We start from the raw sequence: 19,148 nt of genomic DNA, 5'->3' as shown, positions 1-19,148 counted from the left end.
AGGCCCGCCGACCGCAGCGTCTACGTGCGCCGCAACACTTTCTCACGGTAGGCTGTTAGTCGGGCGTGAAGGTCGCCGGTCATGGACAGACGCAGGGCCGATCGATCCCTCTCCAAGCCCTCTGCATCGGTGCCAAACGAATCCTTCGTGACCGCCTGCACCATGCGCTGGGTCTCGTCACTGATGAGCACCGCATCCAGTGAAGGCCACGGTGTTGCCATGGCTGTGGCCAGGCCCATGGCCATGGCCTGCTCGGCGTTGACGGTGCGCCCCGTCAAGACCAGGTCTCTGGCATGGTCTCGACCAACACGTTGTGCGAGCCGTCGCGTGCCGAGCACCAACCCAAACTGCGCACCCGGAAAGCGAAAGCTGGCATCTGGTGTGATCTGCCGATGGTCGCAGGCCACCACCAGGTCGGCTGCAGCTCCCCAGGCACGTCCCTGCACCCGTGCAACAGTCCGACACGGGCTCGACCAGACGGCCGCAAGCAGGTCTTCGATGGCCTCAAAACGCGCACGCAGACTCTCATCTGTCTCAGACGCCAGACCGGAGAGGTCCATCCCCGTGGAGAAATCGGCAAGGGCCGAGCAAAAGCCAATGGTCCGCACACCGGGCATGGCCTGCGCCCGATGGAATACCTCGAGCAAGGCCAGCACAAAGGCGTGCGACAACGCATTGGCCGAGGGCGCTCGATTCAGGTGGATCCATGCCGTGGCGCCCTCCACCTCGAGGACCACGAACTCAGGCGAGTGGGTCATGAGGCCCCCACCCCCACGGGCCCCAGCGGCGGAACGGCTGACTCCACGGGGAGCGTCTCTCCATTGAGACGCACAGGACAGCCCACGGTCTTCGAGACCCCGCCCTCGGGCAAGGGCAGCGGGCAGACCAGTTCCAGGTGCTCGGCCTGGGGGTCCGACAAGGCCTGCTCGTAATTCTGAATCGGTGAGCATGGAATGCCGACCCGGCGGCAGGCCGCCAGCCACACCTCGGTCGACTCGCCGACAAAAACGGCCTCGAGCAGCGCCTTGAGTTCAGACTGATGCGCAGCCCGCAGGGCCGTGGTGACAAAGCGCGGGTCTTCACGCCATTGGGGGCGGTCCACAATCTCGCAGACCGATTGCCAAAGGCGGTCGTTGCCCGCGGCCATCACGAAATAACCATCTTTTGCACGAAAGGCCTGATAGGGTGCATTGCGCGGGTGTGCAGAGCCCAATGCCTGGGGGTTCACACCGGTGCCGAAAAACTGGGAGGTCTGCAAGGCCGCAATGGCCAGGCTGGTGGCAAACATGGGAATGTCGAGGTGCCCCCCCGGACCGCCCGCACGCACCCGATGCAACAAGGCCAAGATGGAATAGGCCGCGTAGAGGCCTGCAGTGAAATCTGAGATGGGCACCCCGCACTTGACGGGCGCACCGTCGGGCTCGCCCGTCACACTCATGACGCCGCTTGCGGCCTGAATGGTCACATCGAAACCACCCTCCTGCGCCCGCGGCCCAGACTGGCCAAAGGCCGAAATGGAGCAATAGACCAGGTCTGGCCGACACGACAACGCCCAGTGTGCACCCAGGCCAAGCCGATCCATCACGCCTGGCCGACTGTTCTCGAGCACCACATCGGCCTGGAGCATCAGCCGCCGGGCCTCCTCGAGGTGATCTGCCTGCTTGAGGTCGAGCCGAACCGACGACTTGCCCCGGTTAAGCGCAGCAAAGTTCTCGCTCAACCCCTCCGAGATGGGCGGCCAAGCACGCATGGCGTCGCCCTCGGGCGGCTCAATCTTGATCACCTCTGCGCCAAAATCGGAGAGCAGCATGCCTGCAAAGGGGCCCGCTGCGATCTGACAAACCTCTACAACCTTCACGCCTTCAAGGATTTTCACCATGGCATACTCTAGCCCATGGCCAGAACCGTACAGTGCATCAAGCTCAAGCAAGAAGCCGAGGGCTTAGACTTTCCACCAGCCCCGGGCGAACTCGGCAAACGCATTTTCGAGGGTGTGTCGAAGCAGGCTTGGGCTGATTGGCTCAAGCACCAGACCATGCTGGTAAATGAGTACCGTCTGAATTTGTCCGACGTTCGAGCCCGCAAGTACCTGCAGCAGCAGATGGAAGCCCACTTCTTCGGCGACGGCGCCGAGATGGCCTCGGGCTTCACACCACCGCCCCCACCACCAGCCTAACGTTTACGTGTCGGACTGGTGGCGCATGTCGCGCCCCTTGACCATGAAGACCACGTGCTCTGCGATGTTCTTGGAGTGATCGCCAATGCGCTCAAGCGCCTTGGCGAAGAACAGCATGTCGATCGAGCGTGAAATCGTTCGAGCATCTTCCAACACATACGAGATCAGCAGCCGAATGGTGTTGCGGAAATGGTCGTCGACAATCTTGTCCTCACGGATGACGGCCTCCAGCACCTCTGCGTCCTCACGGGCGTAGGCATCTAGCGCCTTGTGCAGCATGGAGGAGACGTGCGTGGCCATGGGCGTGAAATCGAGGCGCTGGGCCGCCACCGGGCCGGCCTCATAAAACCGAATGGCACTGCGGGCCATCTTCTCGGCCTCATCACCCGCACGCTCGAGGTCACGGATGAGTTTGAGCGAAGCCACCAGGAAACGAAGGTCTGTCGCGATGGGCTGGCGCTTGGCGATGACGTGATTGCAGATGTCGTCGATTTCAATTTCGAGCGCATTGACCTGACGCTCTTTCTCGAGCACTTCCTTGAGCTGGGCCGTGTTGCCCGTGGAGAAGCCCACAATGGACCCCTTCATCATGTCCTCGACCACTCCACCCATCTTGAGGAGCTTAGAGCGGATCTCCTCGAGTTCGTTGTCGAATTGCTGAAGGGTGTGCTGCTTGTTCATTGGGACGGTCCTTGGCCTAAAAGAGATGACTTCCCAGAGGATACCGCCCGAATGGGTCTGGAATATGACAATTCAATGTCAAGCAGCCGGCAGCCTCAGAACGCCATCGGGGCGGCCAACCAGGACCGTATTCGCACGTTGGCGGGCGAAGATACCGTTGGTCACCACGCCGGGCAACGCGTTGAGCCGATCCTCCCAGGCCAGGGGGTCGTCAATGGCCAGGCCGTGCACGTCCAGAATCGGGTGACCATTGTCGGTAAGAACGCCCTCACGCAGCACAGGCCGGCCACCCATGGCCTCCAGCGCCCAGCACACGGGCACCACGGCAGCTGCAATGACCTCAATGGGCAGTGGGAACTGACCAAGCCGGGCCACCTGCTTGCTGGCATCCACAATGCACAGGAAAGACCTGGATGCGCTCGCCACAATCTTCTCCTGGGTGAGTGCAGCACCCCCGCCCTTGATCATGGCCATGCCCGGCTCAATCTCATCGGCACCATCGATGTAGAGGGCCAGCGGCTGCTTGAGGCTCGACACCGGCAGCACCGCAATGCCGTGTCCGGACAATCGCGCAGCGCTGCGGGCCGAGCTGGCCACCGTGCCCGCAATCGAGCGGCCAGAGGCAGCCAGTGCGTCGATGAAGAGATCCATGGTGGAGCCGGTGCCAATGCCCAGCATGAGAGGCCCATCGGGCAGCAGCTCAACAGCCGCCTGGGCGACCGCCTGTTTCATTTGGTCTTGAGACATATTCGCCATGGCTGCCACTATACAATCCGGGCAAAGGAGCAGACCCGTGAGCAAAGCAGCCAGCACCAAGAACGCCGTGAAGTACGACTGTGCCAAGTGCCCAGGCTACTGCTGCAGCTACCCCCGAATCGTCACCACGGACAAGGACATCGCCCGGCTGGCCAAGCACTTTCAGGTCTCAGAGGCGGAGGCCAAAAAGCGGTTCACCCGACGTTACCGGTGGGCCTCCGAGGACGACAGCATCGATGAGCGCGTGCTGCGGCACCGGGAGGACACCATCTATGCCTCGACCTGCCAATTTCTGCACCCAGAGACCAGACGCTGCACGGTCTACGAGGCCCGGCCGGAGGTCTGCCGCGAGTTCCCCAACGGCAAGACCTGCGGCTATTACCAATTTCTGAAGTTTGAACGCAAGCAGCAGGGCGACGACAGCTTCATTCCGAGCGCCTAAGGCGGCCGAGGGCAAGGAGCGCCCCTGGACCGGGAGTTGCTGGACGGGTGGATGGGGTGACCGATGGGACTCGAACCCACGACAACCAGAATCACAATCTGGGACTCTACCAACTGAGCTACGGCCACCACGAACCGAACACACACTGCACATCAACAGCCGCCAAGGCCCACTGCGAAACTGGCCTGCCGGGAGGGAATTGAACCCCCGACCCACAGCTTAGAAGGCTGTTGCTCTATCCAACTGAGCTACCGGCAGTTGACATGGTCGGGGTGGAGAGATTCGAACTCCCGACCCTCTGCTCCCAAAGCAGATGCGCTACCAGGCTGCGCTACACCCCGAGAGTCGGCAAGTATACCAAGGCCGCCCTGGGGCCGGCCTGTCACAGATTATTCATGTGCACGACACCGATTCGTCATCTGAAGACCTCAGCATCCAATCAATGCATGTTGAGGACCCCACGTGAACGCGCCAATTCGCCACAGTTTTCTGAGCCGACCCCTGGTCGCCAAACCTCTGAAGAAGGCAGCCCGCGTTACCCGACTGCTGGTTGGAAAGTTTAAGAAGCGTTACGCGGTCGGAGCCACGTCTCCGCTCCTTGATACAAGGCTTCAGGACCCTCCCTTTTGTAGCGCTGCGCTGCTGGCCGAGGCTGCGGCCGTGACATCCATGTCAGACGACCGCTACATGGTGACGCTCGCTCAGACGGCCGCCGACCTTCGGGAGGCTCAGCGCCTGCGATTCGAGGTCTTTCGCCAAGAATTTGGTGCCGAGTTCAACACCACTGAGCCTGGCCTGGATGCCGACCGGTTCGACCCCTACTGCGACCACCTCCTCGTTCGAGACCAGACCACCCAAGATGTGGTGGGCACCTATCGCATTCTGGTGCCCGGCCAGGCCGCGGAGCTTGGGGGCTACTACAGCGAATCAGAGTTTGACCTCTCGGCCCTGGCACCCCTGCGCGACAGCATGGTGGAGCTCGGGCGCTCCTGCGTGCACCCAGACCACCGCAATGGGGCTGTGATCATGATGCTCTGGTCGGGCATTTCTCGTTACATGAAATTCCACGGCTACCGGCACCTCATGGGCTGCGCCAGCGTGAGCATGCGAGATGGCGGCCGCAACGCCAAGGCCATCTGGCAGCAGCTTTGCACCAGGCATGGCGATGGGCAGGCCAGACGGGTGGTGCCCAAGCATCGCCTGCCCCTGGAGCGCATTGAGGCGGCCGAGGCGGCAGTGGAGCCGCCGCTCATCAAAGGTTATGTGCGCGTGGGCGCCAAGGTCTGCGGAGAGCCCAGCTGGGATCCAGACTTCAACACCGCAGATTTCCTCATGGTGCTGACCCTTGAAGACATGACCCCCCGTTACGCACGCCACTTCGGCCTCACAGGAGCCACGGAATGATGCTTAAGGCAAAGCTTTACGATCTGATGTTTGGCTGGCTCGACCTCATGGAGATCGGGCCTTACTTCTCACCGTTCTAATAACGGTTCGGGACGAAAAGCTCCTTGGGGGTGGGCACCCGGGAGTAATCGGGGTTGTGAACCCGTGCCGGCAACACCACCTCGGGGTGCGGAACCTCTTCATAAGGAATTTGCGAGAGCAGGTGCGCCATGCAGTTGAGCCGCGCCCGCTTCTTGTCGTTGCCCTCCACCACCCACCAGGGCGCCTCTGGAATGTGCGTTCTCTCGAGCATGGCCTCCTTGGCCTTGGTGTAGGCCTCCCACCGCACACGTGACTCCAGGTCCATGGGCGAGAGCTTCCACTGCTTGAGTGGGTCTCGAATGCGCATGGTGAAGCGGGCATGCTGCTCTTCATCGCTGATGGAGAACCAATATTTGATGAGCACAATGCCCGAGCGCACCAGCATCTTCTCGAACTCTGGAACGCTGCGAAAGAACTCCTCGACATCGTCATCGGAGCAAAAGCCCATCACCCGCTCCACGCCCGCCCGGTTGTACCAGCTGCGATCGAAGAAGACGATCTCACCGGCCGCTGGCAAGTGAGAGACATAACGCTGGAAGTACCACTGGGTTTTCTCCCGAACGTTGGGCGCTGGAAGGGCCGCCACGCGGCAGACCCTGGGATTGAGTCGCTGGGTCATGCGCTTGATGGCACCACCCTTGCCGGCCGCATCCCGCCCCTCAAAGACCACCACCAGCTTCAGGCCCTTGTGAATCACCCAGTCCTGCAGCTTGACCAGTTCGCCCTGAAGACGGAAGAGCTCGCGAAAGTAGGTGCGGCGATCGATGGCACCATCCGGGGCCGTGGGCTGCTCGGCGCCGCCCTTCTCCATGAGGAATTCGGAGATCAGGTCATCGTCGAGCTCCATTTCGAGTTCCTCGTCGTAGCTGTCGATGAGGTCTTGGCGTTCTTGGTCAGAGAGTGTCGGCATGGGAAAAATCGTAATGAGGTGGAATGACAGGGGCGTGACAGGCTAGTGACGGGTGAGTACCAGGGCCCAGACCATCACCGCATTGACGATGGCACCGAGCACCGCAGCACTGCCCATGTCCTTCACACGCTTGGAGAGTGGGTTGTGCTCAGTGGAGATGCGGTCGATGGTCTTCTCGATCGCCGTATTGAGGAGCTCCACCACGACCACCAGGATGAGCACCCCGATGAGCATGGCCCGTGCGAGACCGTCCGGCTCCAGGTAGATGGCCAGGCCCACCAGAATGGGCAGCAGCAGCATCTCGACCTTGATGGCCTCCTCGGAATTCCAGGCGGCCCCGAAGCCCTCGATGGAATAGATGAGCGCCGAGACCAGCCGACGGCGCATCACAGAGCCCAGACTTTTCAACATGATGAGAGTGTAGTCGGTCAGATGAACTGGACTGCAGTTGTCACGAAAGATTCATGACACTGCCACGGGCCTGTCAAGAGTCCGGAGGAACATGAATACTCGTGAAGCCACACGAGCCGCTGCCCCTGGAACCCCAGCCGAGCCATTACCGGGCCATCTGGATCTCAGACATCCACCTCGGAACCAAGGGATGCAAGGCCGACTTCCTCCTCGATTTCCTCAAGCACAACGAGTCTGAACAGCTCTATCTGGTGGGTGACATCATCGATGGCTGGCAGATGCGGCGCAACTGGTATTGGAATCAGTCCCACAACGACGTGGTGCAGAAGGTGCTGCGCAAGGCCCGCAAGGGCACGCAGGTCACCTATGTGGCAGGCAACCACGACGAGGCCCTGCGAGACTTCCTTGGCATGTCCTTCGGGGACATTCAGATTGTCAATGAGGCACGCCACACCATGCGAGACGGCCGCTTGCTCTGGGTGACCCATGGCGACCTCTTCGATGGTGTGATCCAGCATGCCAAGTGGCTGGCCTATCTGGGCGACTCGGCCTACACATTAATCTTGAATATCAATGACCACTACAACCGTCTGCGGCACCGGCTCGGGTTGTCTTACTGGTCGCTGTCGCAGTACCTCAAGCACAAGGTGAAGAACGCGGTCTCTTACATCACGGCCTTTGAGGAGGCCCTGACCCAGGAGGCTCGCCGCCGAGGCTATGACGGCGTGGTCTGTGGCCACATTCACCGCCCCGAAATACGAGAGATCGACGGCATTCTCTACTGCAACGACGGCGACTGGGTGGAAAGCCTGTCTGCACTCGTTGAAACCCACGCGGGCGAGCTCAAGATCATTCACTGGCCCCATCGGGCCAAGAAGCAAAAAGGAGCCCCGCAGCTTGCAGAGTCCATCGACACCGTCTCATAAGCATCTCGTCATCGTCACAGACGCATGGCATCCGCAGGTCAACGGTGTGGTTCGCACCCTGATGAACACCTCCAGGGAGATCCAGGCCCTGGGCTATCGGGTCTCCATGATCACACCAGAGGCCTTCCGCTCGGTGCCCTGCCCCAGCTACCCCGAGATTCGGCTGGCCCTGACCACCTCCCGAACCATCGAGGCCAGGATTGAAGCGCTGGCCCCCGACGCCCTGCACATTGCCACCGAAGGGCCCCTCGGCTGGGCCGCGAGGGCTGCAGCCAAACGGCGCGGATGGCAGTTCACCACGGCCTTTCACACCCGCTTCCCGGAGTATGTGAACGCCCGAACGGGCATTCCCGTGAGCTGGCTCTATGCCCTCTTTCGCCGGTTTCATGCGCCATCCAGGGCGGTGCTTGCACCCACCCAGGCCATCATCGACGACCTCAACCAATGGCGCTTTTCAAACGTGACCTACTGGAGCCGGGGTGTCGACCACGGCATTTTCTATCCGCGCTGTGAACAGAGCCCCCCCAAACCCGACAAGCCAATCTTTATCTACGTGGGGCGGCTGGCGGTCGAAAAAAACATCGAGGCGTTCTTGTCACTCGACCTACCCGGCGAGAAATGGGTGGCGGGCGAGGGCCCATTGGAGGCGAGTCTCAAGGCTCGTTACCCGGCTGTGAACTGGATTGGAGTGCTGCCACAGGACAAACTGGCCGAGGTCTACAGCCAGGCCGATGTCTTTGTGTTCCCCAGTCTGACGGACACTTTTGGGCTGGTGATGGTTGAGGCCATGGCCTGCGGGCTGCCTGTGGCGGCCTACCCCGTGGCAGGCCCGATCGATGTGGTGGGCACGAGCAGGGCCGGCGTGCTATCGAATGATCTGCGCCAAGCCTGCCTCGACTGCCTTGACATTCCTCGTCAGGCGGCGTTGGAGCGAGCCGCCCAGTTCACCTGGCAGGCAGCCACCCAGCAGTTCGAGGCTGCCCTGGTGCCGATGATCAGCCGAAGCGGCCGGTGATGTAGTCCTCGGTTTCTTTCTTCTGGGGCTTGATGAAGATTTCATCCGTCTTGCCAAATTCCACGAGTTCACCCAGGTACATGTAGGCCGTGAAATCGGAGACCCGAGCAGCCTGCTGCATGTTGTGGGTCACAATCGCCACGGTGTAATCCGACTTCAATTCATGCACCAGCTCCTCCACCTTCGCGGTGGAGATCGGGTCGAGCGCGGAGGTGGGCTCATCGAGCAGAATGACCTTGGGCTTGACGGCCACTGAACGGGCGATGCACAGCCGCTGCTGCTGACCACCGGAGAGCGACAGGCCGCTCTGGCCGAGTTTGTCCTTCACCTCGCCCCAAATGGCGGCTTTGGTCAGCGCCCATTCCACGCGCTCGTCCATCTCGGCCTTGTTCATGTTCTCGTAGAGGCGCACACCAAAGGCGATGTTCTCGTAGATGGACATTGGAAAGGGCGTGGGCTTCTGAAAGACCATGCCCACCTGGGCGCGCAGCAAATTCAAGTCTTGCTTGGGCGAGAGGATGTTCTCGCCGTAGAGGTTGATCTCGCCCTCAGCCCGCTGGCCCGGGTACAGGCTGTACATGCGGTTGAGGGTGCGCAGCAGGGTGGACTTTCCACAGCCCGACGGACCAATGAAGGCCGTGACCTTGCGCTCGGCAATGTCGAGGTGAATGTCTTTTAAGCCCTGGAACTTTCCGTAGAAAAAGTTCAGGCGTCGACACTCAATGGCGTTGACAGTCGACACATCGGTGGTTTCAGACACGGCAGTTTCGGACATGTTTAATTCCTCTGAAATTTACGCTTGCACTTTTTCGCGGAAGAGCACCCGGGCGAGAATGTTCAGCACGAGCACGGTGAGTGTGATCAACAAGGCGCCACCCCAGGCCAGACGAATCCAGTCGTCGTAAGGGCTCATGGCGAACTGGAAGATCACCACAGGCAGGTTGGCCATGGGGCCGTTCATGTCTGTGGAGAAGAACTGGTTGTTCAAGGCTGTGAACAACAAGGGGGCCGTCTCACCACTGATGCGGGCCAAGGCCAGCAGAAGACCCGTGATCACACCTGCCTTCGCGGCCCGCAGGGTCACAAAGGTAGCGACCTTCCAGCGTGGAGCTCCCAGCGAGAAGGCAGCCTCTCGTAGGCTGCCTGGCACGAGCCTCAGCATATTCTCGGTGGTTCGAACCACCACGGGAACAGCAATCAGCGCAAGCGCCAGGCTACCGGCCCAGCCGGAGAAATGCTTCACCTGCGCAACCAAAATGGCGTACACGAAGAGGCCCAACACAATCGAGGGGGCCGAGAGCATGATGTCCGTCACGAAGCGGGTGAGTTCTGCCGTCTTGCTCTCATCGCCGTACTCCGCCAGGTAAACACCGGCGAAGATGCCGATCGGTGTGCTCACCACGGCAGTGACGACAACCATCATGAGGCTGCCCACGATGGCATTGGCCAGCCCGCCACCCTCGGAACCAGGAGCCGGCGTGGACTGCGTGAACATGGCCCAGTCGAGTGCCTCGAACCCGTTCTTAAAGAGAATGAAGAGAATCCAGAGCAGCACGAAGAGGCCCAGCACCATGGCCAGCATGGACAGGGTCAGACCAATGCGGTTCACCCACATGCGTTTGTTGTAAAGGTTCACGTTCATCGCCAGTACCTTAGGTTCTTGTTCCCTTGGCCCGCTCGGTTCGGATGATCAGAATCTTGGCCAGGGCCAAGACCACGAACGTGATCACGAACAGAAGGAAGCCAAGCGCGAACAGGGTGGAGAGGTGGAAATCACCGGCCTCGGCAAACTCATTGGCCAGGGTTGAGGCAATGGAGGTGCCTGGCGCGAACAGCGAGGGCAGCAGCCTTTGGGAGTTTCCAATCACGAAGGTCACGGCCATGGTCTCGCCCAGGGCTCGGCCCAGACCCAGCATGATGCCGCCGATGACGCCCTTCTGGGTATACGGCAGCACCACATGCCGCACCACCTCGTAGGTCGTGCAGCCCACGCCGTAGGCAGACTCCCGAAGAATCGGAGGCGTGATTTCGAAGACATCCCGCATTACGGCGGCGATGAAGGGGAGAATCATGAAGGCCAAAATGATGCCGGCCGCCAGAATGCCGATCCCGTTCATGGCCCCCCCAAACAGGGGCGCAATGATGGGCATCTGGCCCAAGGTCGACTGAAGGGCCGGTTGGCCATACTCAGCAAAGAGTGGCGCGAAGATGAAGAGGCCAAACATGCCGTAAATGATGGACGGCACCGCGGCCAGCAATTCCACGGCCGTTCCCAGTGGGCGCCGCAGCCAAGTGGGGCAGGTCTCGGTCAGGAACAGGGCGATGCCGAAGGACAAGGGCACTGCGATGAGCAGCGCAATGGTGGCGCTCATGATGGTGCCGTAGATGGCGATGAGGGCACCAAACTCTTCGTTGATGATGTCCCACTCAATTCGCCAGACAAATTCGATGCCAAATTTCTGAAACGCGGGCCAGGCGTTGAACAACAAGGAGCCGATGATGCCGACCAAAGCAACCAACACCAGCAGGGAGAAGGCCATGGTGACCTTGTGAAACAGGAAGTCCTGCGTCTTCTGACGCGCCACCACCGCAAGCATTTGCTGATGCGTGGTCGCTTCTGGTGACATCTGTTGGGTCTGACTCATGCTTACTCCTGACAACACCGATGAAAAACCTGGCCTAGAGGTCTAGGCCAGGTTTCTAACTGCTACGACTGGAACGTACGAATTACTGGTTCTGGATCTGCGACCAGACCTTCGAGCGGATCTGCGCGGTCAGGCTGTCGGGCAGGGGCACGTAGTCGAGGTCGATGGCCAATTGCTTGCCATTCTTGAACGACCAGTCGAAGAACTTGAGCACGTCGGCCGAAGCCTTCTTGTCGGTGGGCTGCTTGTACATCAGGATGAACGAGGCCGTGGAGATGGGCCAGGAATCGGCACCAGGCTGGTTCACGATGGACAGGCCCATGCCGGGAACGCTGAACCAGTCGGCGCCAGCAGCGGCAGCAGCGAAGGTCTTGTCATCCGGGCGAACGAACTTGCCGTCTTTGTTCTGGAGCGACATGTAAGGAATGTTGTTCTTCTTGGCATATGCGTACTCCACATAGCCAATGGCACCCTTCACACGGGCCACGTTGGCGGCCACACCCTCGTTGCCCTTGCCGCCGATCGAGGAGGCTGCGGGCCACTTCACAGCAGCGCCCTTGCCAACCTTCTCGGCCCAGAGCTTGCTGACGGTGGTGAGGTAGTCGGTGAAGTTGAAGGTTGTGCCCGAACCGTCTGCACGATGCACCACGGTGATGGTCTGGTCGGGCAGCTTCTTGCCGGGGTTGAGCGCGGCGATCTTGGGGTCGTTCCAGTTCACGATCCAGCCCATGAACATCTCGGCCAGTACATCGCCCGTGATGCGCAGTTCGCCGGGCTTGAAGCCCTCAAGGTTGAACACGGGAATCGTGCCGCCGATGATGGCGGGGAATTGCACCATGCCGTCTTTGTCGAGATCCGCACCTTTAATCGGGGCATCAGACGCGCCGAAGGTCACGGTCTTGGCGCGGATCTGACGCATGCCACCCGAGGAACCGATGGACTGATAGTTCAGGGAGACGCCGGTCTCTTTTTTGTAGGCCTCGGCCCACTTGGCATACACGGGGTAGGGGAACGTGGCGCCCGCACCGGTGATGGTTTGTGCCGCAGCATGCAGGCTGAACGCCATGACGGCGCCGCCGACCAAAACTTTTGTAAACATATTTTTCATGAAATGCCTCTTTCTGGAATCAATGAACAGAAGGGGAACAACGCCAAGCTTCAGCGTTAACCCGAAGGCTACCGACCGGATGTGACACTTCGATGACAGTCAACGCGTGGCGTGCTGTCGGGGCAGCCCCGCGGTGCACAACACGGCCATGGCCAGCATGGCAGCGCTGCCGATCAGGCATCCCATCAGGCCAAAGCCCTGGTAGAGCAGGCCCGAGAGCAGCGTGCCCAGGAATCGGCCCACGGCATTGGCCGCGTAGTAGAAGCCCACGTCTTCGGCTGCCTTCTCGGAGCCGGCATAGGCGAGCACCAGATAGCTGTGGAGCGAGGAATTCATGGCAAAGGCCAGACCAAACACGGCAAGGCCTGCCACCACCCATGGCCCCACCGGCGTGATGCCCTGCCAGACACCAGCGGCGATCGCCAGGGGCACCAAGGCCAGGCCAAAGCCCCACCACTGGGCGGCGGGCACTTCCTTCGAGAGCCCATCGGCGCTCTTTCGAACAAACTGCGGCGCCATGGCCTGCACCAGGCCATAGCCAATCGTCCAGGCCGCCAGGAATGCGCCCACCTCGGTGAAGGCCCATCCCTGGGCGTAGAGAAAGACAGGCACCCCCACCACGAACCAGACATCCCGTGCGCCAAACAGGACCACGCGGCCCGCCGCCAACAGATTGAGTGCACGTGACTTGGAGAACAGCTCTCGGGCCGACTTGGAGGCCTTCTGGGACTGACCCATCCACGGGGGTAGGAGCAGCAAGACCCCGACCAGCACCAGCGCCAGCAGACCCGCCATGAGCCAGAGCGCACCCTGAAAGCCAACGAGGTCGAGCAGCAGGCCACCCAGGAAGAATCCAACGCCCTTCATTGCATTCTTGCTGCCCGTGAACCAGGCTACCCAGCGGAAGAGGCGGCTCGATGCATCGCCGGCCGTGAGCTTGATGGCCGACTTGCTCGCCGTCTTGGTGAGGTCCTTGGCCACACCACAGATGCCCTGGGCGAGCACCACCCAGGCCACCGACAGCCAGGCCGACCAGTCTGGCGAGACCATGGAGAGCACGAGAAAGCCCAAGATCTGCGTGGCCAGGCCCACGGCCAGCATGCGCGAGATGCCATGCCGGGTCGCAAGCCAGCCGCCAATCAGGTTGGCCAAGACCCCCGCGGCCTCATAGAGCAGAAACAAGAAGGCCAGCGTGAAGGGTGAGTAGCCAAGCTTGAAAAAATGCAGCAACACCAGCATGCGCAGGGCGCCATCCGTGAGGGTGAAGCCCCAATAGCTGGCGGTCACCAACAAATACTGACGAGCGCCCAGCCCAGGGTTCATGGAATGCCGCTGATGAGAGGGGTCGTGGGGCGCGTGGGCTTAGAGGCCCACGGACTCCAAATGACAGGCGAGGTCCACCATTCGGCAGGCGTAGCCCATCTCGTTGTCGTACCAGGCGTAGACCTTGAGCATGGTGCCGTCGGTGACCAGGGTCGAGGGTGCATCCACGATGCTGCTGCGGGTGTCTCGCGCGTAGTCAGCACTCACCAAAGGAAGGGTTTCGTGGCCCAGGATGCCCTTCAGTGGCCCCGTGGCGGCCGCCTGCGCAAAGGCCGCATTGACCTCCTCGGCCGTGACCGCGCGGCTCAGTTCAAAGACGCAGTCGGTGAGCGAGGCATTGAGCACCGGAGCCCGAACGGCATGGCCATTGAGTTTTCCCTTCAGCTCGGGGTAGATGAGTGCGATGGCCGTGGCACTGCCCGTGGTGGTGGGTGCCAGGCTCATCATGGCGCTCCTGGCCCGACGCAGGTCTTTGTGGGGCGCATCCACCACCAGGTTGGTGTTGGTGGGATCGTGGATGGTGGTGATCTGGCCATGCCGAATGCCGAACTGCTCATGCACCACCTTGACCACGGGCGCCAGGCAGTTCGTGGTGCAGGAGGCCGCCGTCACGATGCGATGGGCGGAGGGCAGATACTGGTCGTGGTTCACGCCCACCACCACATTGAGCACGCTAGGGTCCTTCACCGGCGCGGACACCACCACCCGCTTGGCCCCGCGGTCGAAGTGGCCCTGCAGGGACTCCGGCGTGAGGAACTTGCCCGTGCACTCCAGCACCAGGTCAACTCCTTGGGCCGCCCAGTCAATCTCACCTGGGTTGGCATGGCTCGTAAATGACATGCGGTGGCCTGCGACATCGATGGCATCGCCTGTGACCTGGGCAGCAATTGGCGCGCGCCAACGGCCCTGCACCGTGTCGAAGGTCAGCAGATGCGCCGTGGCCGCCGCACCACCCTTCAATTCATTGAGGTGCACCACCTCGAGTCGGTTACCAGCACGTGGATCATCGGAGGGTCGCTCGGCTGCACCCATGGCGGCCCGCAGGGCCAATCGGCCAATTCGGCCCATTCCGTTGATCCCAACACGCATGACAAAACCTTTCGAGAATTTTGAAAGTATGAGTGTCGAAGACCAACATGACAAAACGATGACAATCCGCAGCGAGCCCACCCACAGGGGCTGCGCGGCAGACTACTGATCGGGCAATTCGGCAGCCAGTCCCTCGGCCATGTCGGCGGCGGCCGCTGCGCTTTCGTGCTCCACCATGATGCGCAGGAGGGGTTCCGTGCCAGAGGGCCGAATCAGAATACGGCCCTGGCCCTGAAGCGACTGCTTGGCCCGTTGGTAGGCCGACTGAAAGGTGGCATGGGCCTGCCAATCGAAGCCAGGCGGCAGGCGGCGGTTGACCAGCACCTGCGGCAGCAACTGCAGTTCCGCCACATAGTCGGAAAGCGTCTGCTCCTGCCCCACCACGGCGGCCAGCACCTGCAGGGCGCTGATGATGCCGTCGCCGGTCGTGTGTCGATCCAGGCAGAGCAGATGACCAGAGGTCTCGCCACCCAGCTGCCAGCCCGTCTCCTTGAGCGTCTCCATGACATAGCGGTCACCCACCTTGGCCCGGCGGAAGTCCAGGCCCATGGCGCCCAGCCGGTGCTCCAGGGCGAGGTTGGTCATGAGTGTGCCGACCACGCCACCCACGGCCACCTTGCCGCGCTTGCTCACCCGGTGCTTCACGATGGCGTAGAGGAGTTCGTCCCCGCTGAAGATCCGCCCAGATGCGTCAGCCATCATGATGCGATCGCCATCGCCATCGAGCGCAATGCCGTAATCGGCCTCCGCCGCCAGCACCATGTTGGCCATGGCCTCTGGATGGGTGGCCCCCACCTGATGATTGATGTTGAGGCCATCGGGCTGGTGGCCCATGCGAATGACTTCAGCGCCGAGCTCGTGAAAGACATCGGCCGCCACGTGGTAGGCCGCACCGTGGGCGGCGTCCACCACCAGGCGCAGGCCCGACAGGCTCAGCGACTGCGGGAAGCTGCTCTTGCAAAATTCAATGTAACGACCGGCCGCGTCATCGATGCGCCGAGCCTTGCCGAGGTCTCTGGAGGCCACACAGGCAATCTCTTGGGCCAGGGCCGCCTCGATCTCCAGCTCCACGCTGTCGGGCAGCTTCTCGCCCTGGTGATCGAAAAACTTGATGCCGTTGTCATCGTAGGGGTTGTGCGAGGCACTGATGACCACACCAGCAGACAGGCGCAGGGTTCGCGTGAGATAGGCAATGGCTGGCGTGGGCATGGGCCCCGCCAGCATCACATCGACCCCCACGCTCGAGAAGCCCGACTCGAGCGCGGCCTCGAGCATGTAGCCGGAAATGCGGGTGTCCTTGCCAATGAGGACGGCCGGGGATCGCCAGCGCTGGGCGAGGATGCGGCCGGCCGCCATGCCCAGGTGCAGCATGAAGGCGGGCGTGATGGGTGACTCCCCAACACGGCCCCGGATGCCGTCGGTTCCAAAGTATTGTCTGGTCATCGCGCTATTTTAGGCCGGCCCAGACCCGCAGGGCGTCCACCGTCTCCCGCACATCATGCACGCGCAGCACCCGCGCGCCGGCGGCTGCGGCCATCACGGCGGCAGCAAGGCTCCCACCAAGACGGCTCAGGGGGCGGTCCAGCGGCCGCTGGCTCAATTCGGCCAGCATGCGCTTGCGCGAGACCCCCACCAGTACGGGGCCCAGACGGGACAAGGCCGGCAGGTGACGAAAGAGCGCTCGGTTGTGGGCCAGGGTCTTGCCAAAGCCAAAGCCAGGGTCGAGAAGAATTTGGTCACGCGCCAGTCCGGTGGCCATCAGGCGGGATTGTTGGGCCTCCAGAAAGCCATAGACCTCCGCCACCACATCATCGTAGTGAGGGGCAGACTGCATGGTCTGCGGCTCCCCCTGCATGTGCATGACACACGCCATGGCCCGGCATTGTTGGATCGCCGGCAACAAGGCCAGCATCGCTTCCGATTGAAAGCCCGACACGTCATTCACAAGATCAATGCCCACGGCCAGTGCCTGCCGCACGACACTGGGCCTGCGACTGTCGAGTGAGAGAGGGATCTGTAGGGGTGCGAGGGCCTCGAGCACGGGAAGGACCCGGTCGGCCTCTTCCTCGGGTGAGACGGGCTGGGCCCCGGGCCGGGTGCTCTCGCCGCCAACATCGATGATGTCAGCACCCTCCTCCTTCATGCGATGGGCAGCCTCCAAGGCCTGGGAGAGCGCCATGTGGCGCCCACCATCGGAGAAGGAGTCGGGGGTGACGTTCAGGATTCCCATGACCCAGGGGCGCTCGGCATCGAGCTCGAAGCGCCCACAGATCATGGGAGGGTCTTAGGCGGGTGCTGCTGCGCTGTCTGGTGCGATGCTGCCGCTTGGGCCGGCTCCGGCCGAGGGCGTGCTGCCACCCGAACCAGGCTTGCTTGAGGGCGGCTTGGGCTCACGGCCTTCCAGGATGTCCTGGATCTGCTCTGCATCGATGGTCTCCCATTCGAGCAAGGCCTTGGCCATGGCATGCATCTTGTCTTTGTTGTCCTCGATCAGCTTGCGCGCGACCCGATACTGCTCATCAATGATCTTGCGAATCTCGGCATCGACCTTTTGCATGGTGGCCTCGGAGATGTTGGTCGTCTTGGTGATGGAGCGGCCCAAGAAGACTTCACCCTCGTTCTCTGCGTAGACCATGGGGCCCAGGCTGTCGGTCATGCCGTAGCGCGTGACCATGTCTCTGGCCATGGCCGTGGCCCGCTCGAAGTCGTTCGATGCGCCGGTGGTCATCTGGTTCATGAAGACTTCTTCTGCAATGCGACCGCCAAAGAGCACGGCGATGGTGCTGAGCATGCGCTCTTTGTCCATGCTGTAGCGATCGCCTTCCGGCAGTTGCATGGTGACACCCAGGGCACGGCCACGGGGAATGATGGTGACCTTGTGGACTGGATCGGTCTTGGGCATCAGGCGCGCCACCAGGGCGTGGCCAGACTCATGGTAGGCCGTATTGCGACGCTCTTCCTCGGGCATCACGATGGAGCGACGCTCCGCACCCATGAGGATTTTGTCCTTGGCCTTCTCGAAGTCGTCCATTTCGACCAGACGGCCGTTGCGACGGGCAGCAAACAGGGCGGCCTCATTGACCAGATTGGCAAGGTCTGCACCCGACATGCCGGGCGTGCCACGGGCAAGCACGCTTGCCTTGACGTCGGTGGACATGGGCACCTTGCGCATGTGCACATTCAAGATTTGCTCACGGCCACGCACGTCTGGCAATGGCACTACCACCTGGCGGTCGAAGCGGCCGGGACGCAAAAGGGCTGGGTCGAGCACGTCGGGCCGGTTGGTGGCAGCAATCACGATGATGCCCTGGTTGGTCTCAAAGCCATCCATTTCAACCAGCATCTGGTTGAGCGTCTGCTCACGCTCGTCGTTTCCACCGCCCAGGCCTGCGCCGCGCTGACGGCCCACGGCATCGATCTCGTCGATGAAGATGATGCAAGGCGCCTGCTTCTTGGCGTTCTCGAACATGTCGCGCACGCGGGCGGCACCCACACCGACAAACATCTCAACAAAGTCGGAGCCCGAGATGGAGAAGAAGGGAACCTTGGCCTCGCCCGCAATGGCCTTGGCCAGCAAGGTCTTGCCGGTGCCAGGTGAGCCCACCATGAGCACACCGCGCGGGATGCGGCCACCCAGCTTTTGGAACTTGGAGGGGTCGCGGAGGAACTCCACGATCTCTGTGACCTCTTCCTTGGCCTCGTCGCAGCCGGCGACGTCGGCAAAGGTGATGTTGTTGTTGTTCTCGTCGAGCATGCGGGCCTTGGACTTGCCAAAGGAGAAGGCACCACCACGGCCACCGCCCTGCATTTGACGCATGAAGAAGATCCAAACCCCGATGAGCAGCAGCATGGGGAACCAGGACACGAAAATGCTCATCAGGAGGGATGGCTGCTCCTCGGCCTTGGCCGAGACCGACACGCCGTACTTCATGAGGTCGGAGACCATCCAGAGGTCTTGCGGCGCATTGACTGTGATGATTCGCTCGTCGGTTGTTTGTGCCCTGACGATGCGACCGTCGATGCTGGCTGAACGGATGCGACCCTGCCGGGCCTCTTCCATGAACTGGGAATAAGAGACCTCGGTGCCCATGCGCTGGCCGCCGTCGAACTGCCGGAACACGGAGAAGAGCACGAGGCCAATCACCATCCAAATGGCAACCTTCGAAAACGTATTGTTCAAC

At 61.6% G+C, this 19,148-nt stretch carries 20 protein-coding genes and 3 tRNA genes; 5 read left to right on the top strand and 18 right to left on the bottom strand.

Annotated features, from left to right (window positions below; all coding sequences use genetic code 11):
• Positions 1-20: 20 nt before the first annotated feature.
• Both AC8GDA_RS02510 and AC8GDA_RS02505 read right to left on the bottom strand, forming a co-directional pair.
• Positions 21-758 (bottom strand): enoyl-CoA hydratase/isomerase family protein, encoded by a 738-nt coding sequence (locus AC8GDA_RS02510; RefSeq protein WP_506556734.1) that lies wholly within the window; start codon positions 756-758, stop codon positions 21-23.
• Positions 755-1,879, bottom strand: coding sequence for a CaiB/BaiF CoA transferase family protein (locus AC8GDA_RS02505; protein WP_506556733.1), 1,125 nt, complete (start codon positions 1,877-1,879; stop codon positions 755-757). The genes AC8GDA_RS02510 and AC8GDA_RS02505 overlap by 4 nt, the downstream gene beginning before the upstream one ends.
• A gap of 15 nt (positions 1,880-1,894) precedes the next feature.
• Here AC8GDA_RS02505 and AC8GDA_RS02500 point away from each other — a divergent pair, with 15 nt between their 5' ends.
• Entirely contained in the window at positions 1,895-2,176 is a 282-nt protein-coding gene (locus tag AC8GDA_RS02500) for an oxidative damage protection protein (RefSeq protein WP_506556732.1), read from the top strand.
• 3 nt (positions 2,177-2,179) lie between these two features.
• Here AC8GDA_RS02500 and phoU read toward each other — a convergent pair whose 3' ends face one another.
• A complete protein-coding gene (gene phoU / locus AC8GDA_RS02495; RefSeq protein WP_506556731.1) occupies positions 2,180-2,857 on the bottom strand; it encodes a phosphate signaling complex protein PhoU in 678 nt (225 codons plus the stop codon).
• A 78-nt stretch (positions 2,858-2,935) separates the two neighbouring features.
• Complete coding sequence (gene rpiA / locus AC8GDA_RS02490; RefSeq protein WP_506557180.1) at positions 2,936-3,604, bottom strand: ribose-5-phosphate isomerase RpiA; 669 nt, start codon at positions 3,602-3,604, stop codon at positions 2,936-2,938.
• 46 nt (positions 3,605-3,650) lie between these two features.
• Between rpiA and AC8GDA_RS02485 the strand changes: the two genes are divergently transcribed.
• Positions 3,651-4,055 (top strand): YkgJ family cysteine cluster protein, encoded by a 405-nt coding sequence (locus AC8GDA_RS02485; RefSeq protein ID WP_506556730.1) that lies wholly within the window; start codon positions 3,651-3,653, stop codon positions 4,053-4,055.
• Positions 4,056-4,107: 52 nt separating this feature from the next.
• On the opposite strand, the gene AC8GDA_RS02480 is transcribed toward AC8GDA_RS02485, so the two are convergent.
• From AC8GDA_RS02480 to AC8GDA_RS02470, 3 genes are all read right to left on the bottom strand, one after another.
• Positions 4,108-4,183: transfer RNA gene (locus tag AC8GDA_RS02480), tRNA-His, on the bottom strand.
• Positions 4,184-4,236: 53 nt separating this feature from the next.
• Positions 4,237-4,313 (bottom strand) — tRNA-Arg (locus AC8GDA_RS02475).
• Positions 4,314-4,319: 6 nt separating this feature from the next.
• A tRNA-Pro gene (locus AC8GDA_RS02470) sits at positions 4,320-4,396 on the bottom strand.
• A 298-nt stretch (positions 4,397-4,694) separates the two neighbouring features.
• Here AC8GDA_RS02470 and AC8GDA_RS02465 point away from each other — a divergent pair.
• The gene (locus AC8GDA_RS02465) at positions 4,695-5,459 is read left to right on the top strand and encodes a GNAT family N-acetyltransferase (RefSeq protein ID WP_506557179.1); all 765 of its coding nucleotides are present in this window, start codon (positions 4,695-4,697) and stop codon (positions 5,457-5,459) included.
• Between the two features lie 76 nt (positions 5,460-5,535).
• Here AC8GDA_RS02465 and ppk2 read toward each other — a convergent pair whose 3' ends face one another.
• Together ppk2 and AC8GDA_RS02455 are read right to left on the bottom strand one after the other, a co-directional pair.
• Positions 5,536-6,450, bottom strand: coding sequence for a polyphosphate kinase 2 (gene ppk2 / locus AC8GDA_RS02460; protein ID WP_506556729.1), 915 nt, complete (start codon positions 6,448-6,450; stop codon positions 5,536-5,538).
• A 42-nt stretch (positions 6,451-6,492) separates the two neighbouring features.
• Positions 6,493-6,861 carry a diacylglycerol kinase gene (locus tag AC8GDA_RS02455; protein ID WP_506556728.1) on the bottom strand — a complete coding sequence of 123 codons (369 nt, stop codon included), beginning with the start codon at positions 6,859-6,861 and terminating at the stop codon, positions 6,493-6,495.
• A gap of 101 nt (positions 6,862-6,962) precedes the next feature.
• On the opposite strand from AC8GDA_RS02455, the gene AC8GDA_RS02450 reads away from it, so the two are divergent.
• Together AC8GDA_RS02450 and AC8GDA_RS02445 are read left to right on the top strand one after the other, a co-directional pair.
• Positions 6,963-7,787, top strand: a complete 825-nt coding sequence (locus AC8GDA_RS02450; RefSeq protein ID WP_506556727.1) for a UDP-2,3-diacylglucosamine diphosphatase — start codon at positions 6,963-6,965, stop codon at positions 7,785-7,787.
• The gene (locus AC8GDA_RS02445; protein WP_506556726.1) at positions 7,759-8,802 is read left to right on the top strand and encodes a glycosyltransferase family 4 protein; all 1,044 of its coding nucleotides are present in this window, start codon (positions 7,759-7,761) and stop codon (positions 8,800-8,802) included. Before AC8GDA_RS02450 ends, AC8GDA_RS02445 begins: the two co-directional genes overlap by 29 nt.
• On the opposite strand, the gene pstB is transcribed toward AC8GDA_RS02445, so the two are convergent.
• The 9 genes from pstB to ftsH form a co-directional block, all read right to left on the bottom strand.
• Positions 8,783-9,577, bottom strand: a complete 795-nt coding sequence (pstB, locus tag AC8GDA_RS02440; RefSeq protein ID WP_506556725.1) for a phosphate ABC transporter ATP-binding protein PstB — start codon at positions 9,575-9,577, stop codon at positions 8,783-8,785. The genes AC8GDA_RS02445 and pstB overlap by 20 nt on opposite strands.
• Positions 9,578-9,595: 18 nt before the next feature.
• Complete coding sequence (gene pstA, locus AC8GDA_RS02435) at positions 9,596-10,444, bottom strand: phosphate ABC transporter permease PstA (RefSeq protein ID WP_506556724.1); 849 nt, start codon at positions 10,442-10,444, stop codon at positions 9,596-9,598.
• Positions 10,445-10,454: 10 nt separating this feature from the next.
• Positions 10,455-11,447 carry a phosphate ABC transporter permease subunit PstC gene (pstC, locus tag AC8GDA_RS02430; protein WP_506556723.1) on the bottom strand — a complete coding sequence of 331 codons (993 nt, stop codon included), beginning with the start codon at positions 11,445-11,447 and terminating at the stop codon, positions 10,455-10,457.
• Between the two features lie 82 nt (positions 11,448-11,529).
• On the bottom strand, positions 11,530-12,555 hold the full coding sequence (gene pstS / locus AC8GDA_RS02425) for a phosphate ABC transporter substrate-binding protein PstS (RefSeq protein ID WP_506556722.1): 1,026 nt from the start codon (positions 12,553-12,555) through the stop codon (positions 11,530-11,532).
• Positions 12,556-12,654: 99 nt separating this feature from the next.
• A complete protein-coding gene (gene arsJ, locus AC8GDA_RS02420) occupies positions 12,655-13,878 on the bottom strand; it encodes an organoarsenical effux MFS transporter ArsJ (RefSeq protein ID WP_506556721.1) in 1,224 nt (407 codons plus the stop codon).
• A gap of 39 nt (positions 13,879-13,917) precedes the next feature.
• The gene (locus AC8GDA_RS02415; protein WP_506556720.1) at positions 13,918-14,967 is read right to left on the bottom strand and encodes an ArsJ-associated glyceraldehyde-3-phosphate dehydrogenase; all 1,050 of its coding nucleotides are present in this window, start codon (positions 14,965-14,967) and stop codon (positions 13,918-13,920) included.
• Positions 14,968-15,069: 102 nt separating this feature from the next.
• Positions 15,070-16,410: a phosphoglucosamine mutase gene (gene glmM / locus AC8GDA_RS02410; protein ID WP_506556719.1), complete on the bottom strand. Its 1,341-nt coding sequence runs from the start codon at positions 16,408-16,410 to the stop codon at positions 15,070-15,072.
• A 4-nt stretch (positions 16,411-16,414) separates the two neighbouring features.
• Positions 16,415-17,242, bottom strand: a complete 828-nt coding sequence (gene folP / locus AC8GDA_RS02405; RefSeq protein ID WP_506556718.1) for a dihydropteroate synthase — start codon at positions 17,240-17,242, stop codon at positions 16,415-16,417.
• A gap of 9 nt (positions 17,243-17,251) precedes the next feature.
• Positions 17,252-19,147, bottom strand: a complete 1,896-nt coding sequence (gene ftsH / locus AC8GDA_RS02400; RefSeq protein WP_506556717.1) for an ATP-dependent zinc metalloprotease FtsH — start codon at positions 19,145-19,147, stop codon at positions 17,252-17,254.
• Position 19,148 lies beyond the last annotated feature (1 nt).

The organism is Hahnella aquatica (SeqCode), assembly GCF_965194505.1.
Lineage (GTDB): Bacteria > Pseudomonadota > Gammaproteobacteria > Burkholderiales > Burkholderiaceae_A > Hahnella > Hahnella aquatica.
Note: the sequence above shows the minus strand (reverse complement) of the source record. Positions and strands in the feature narration are given on the sequence as shown.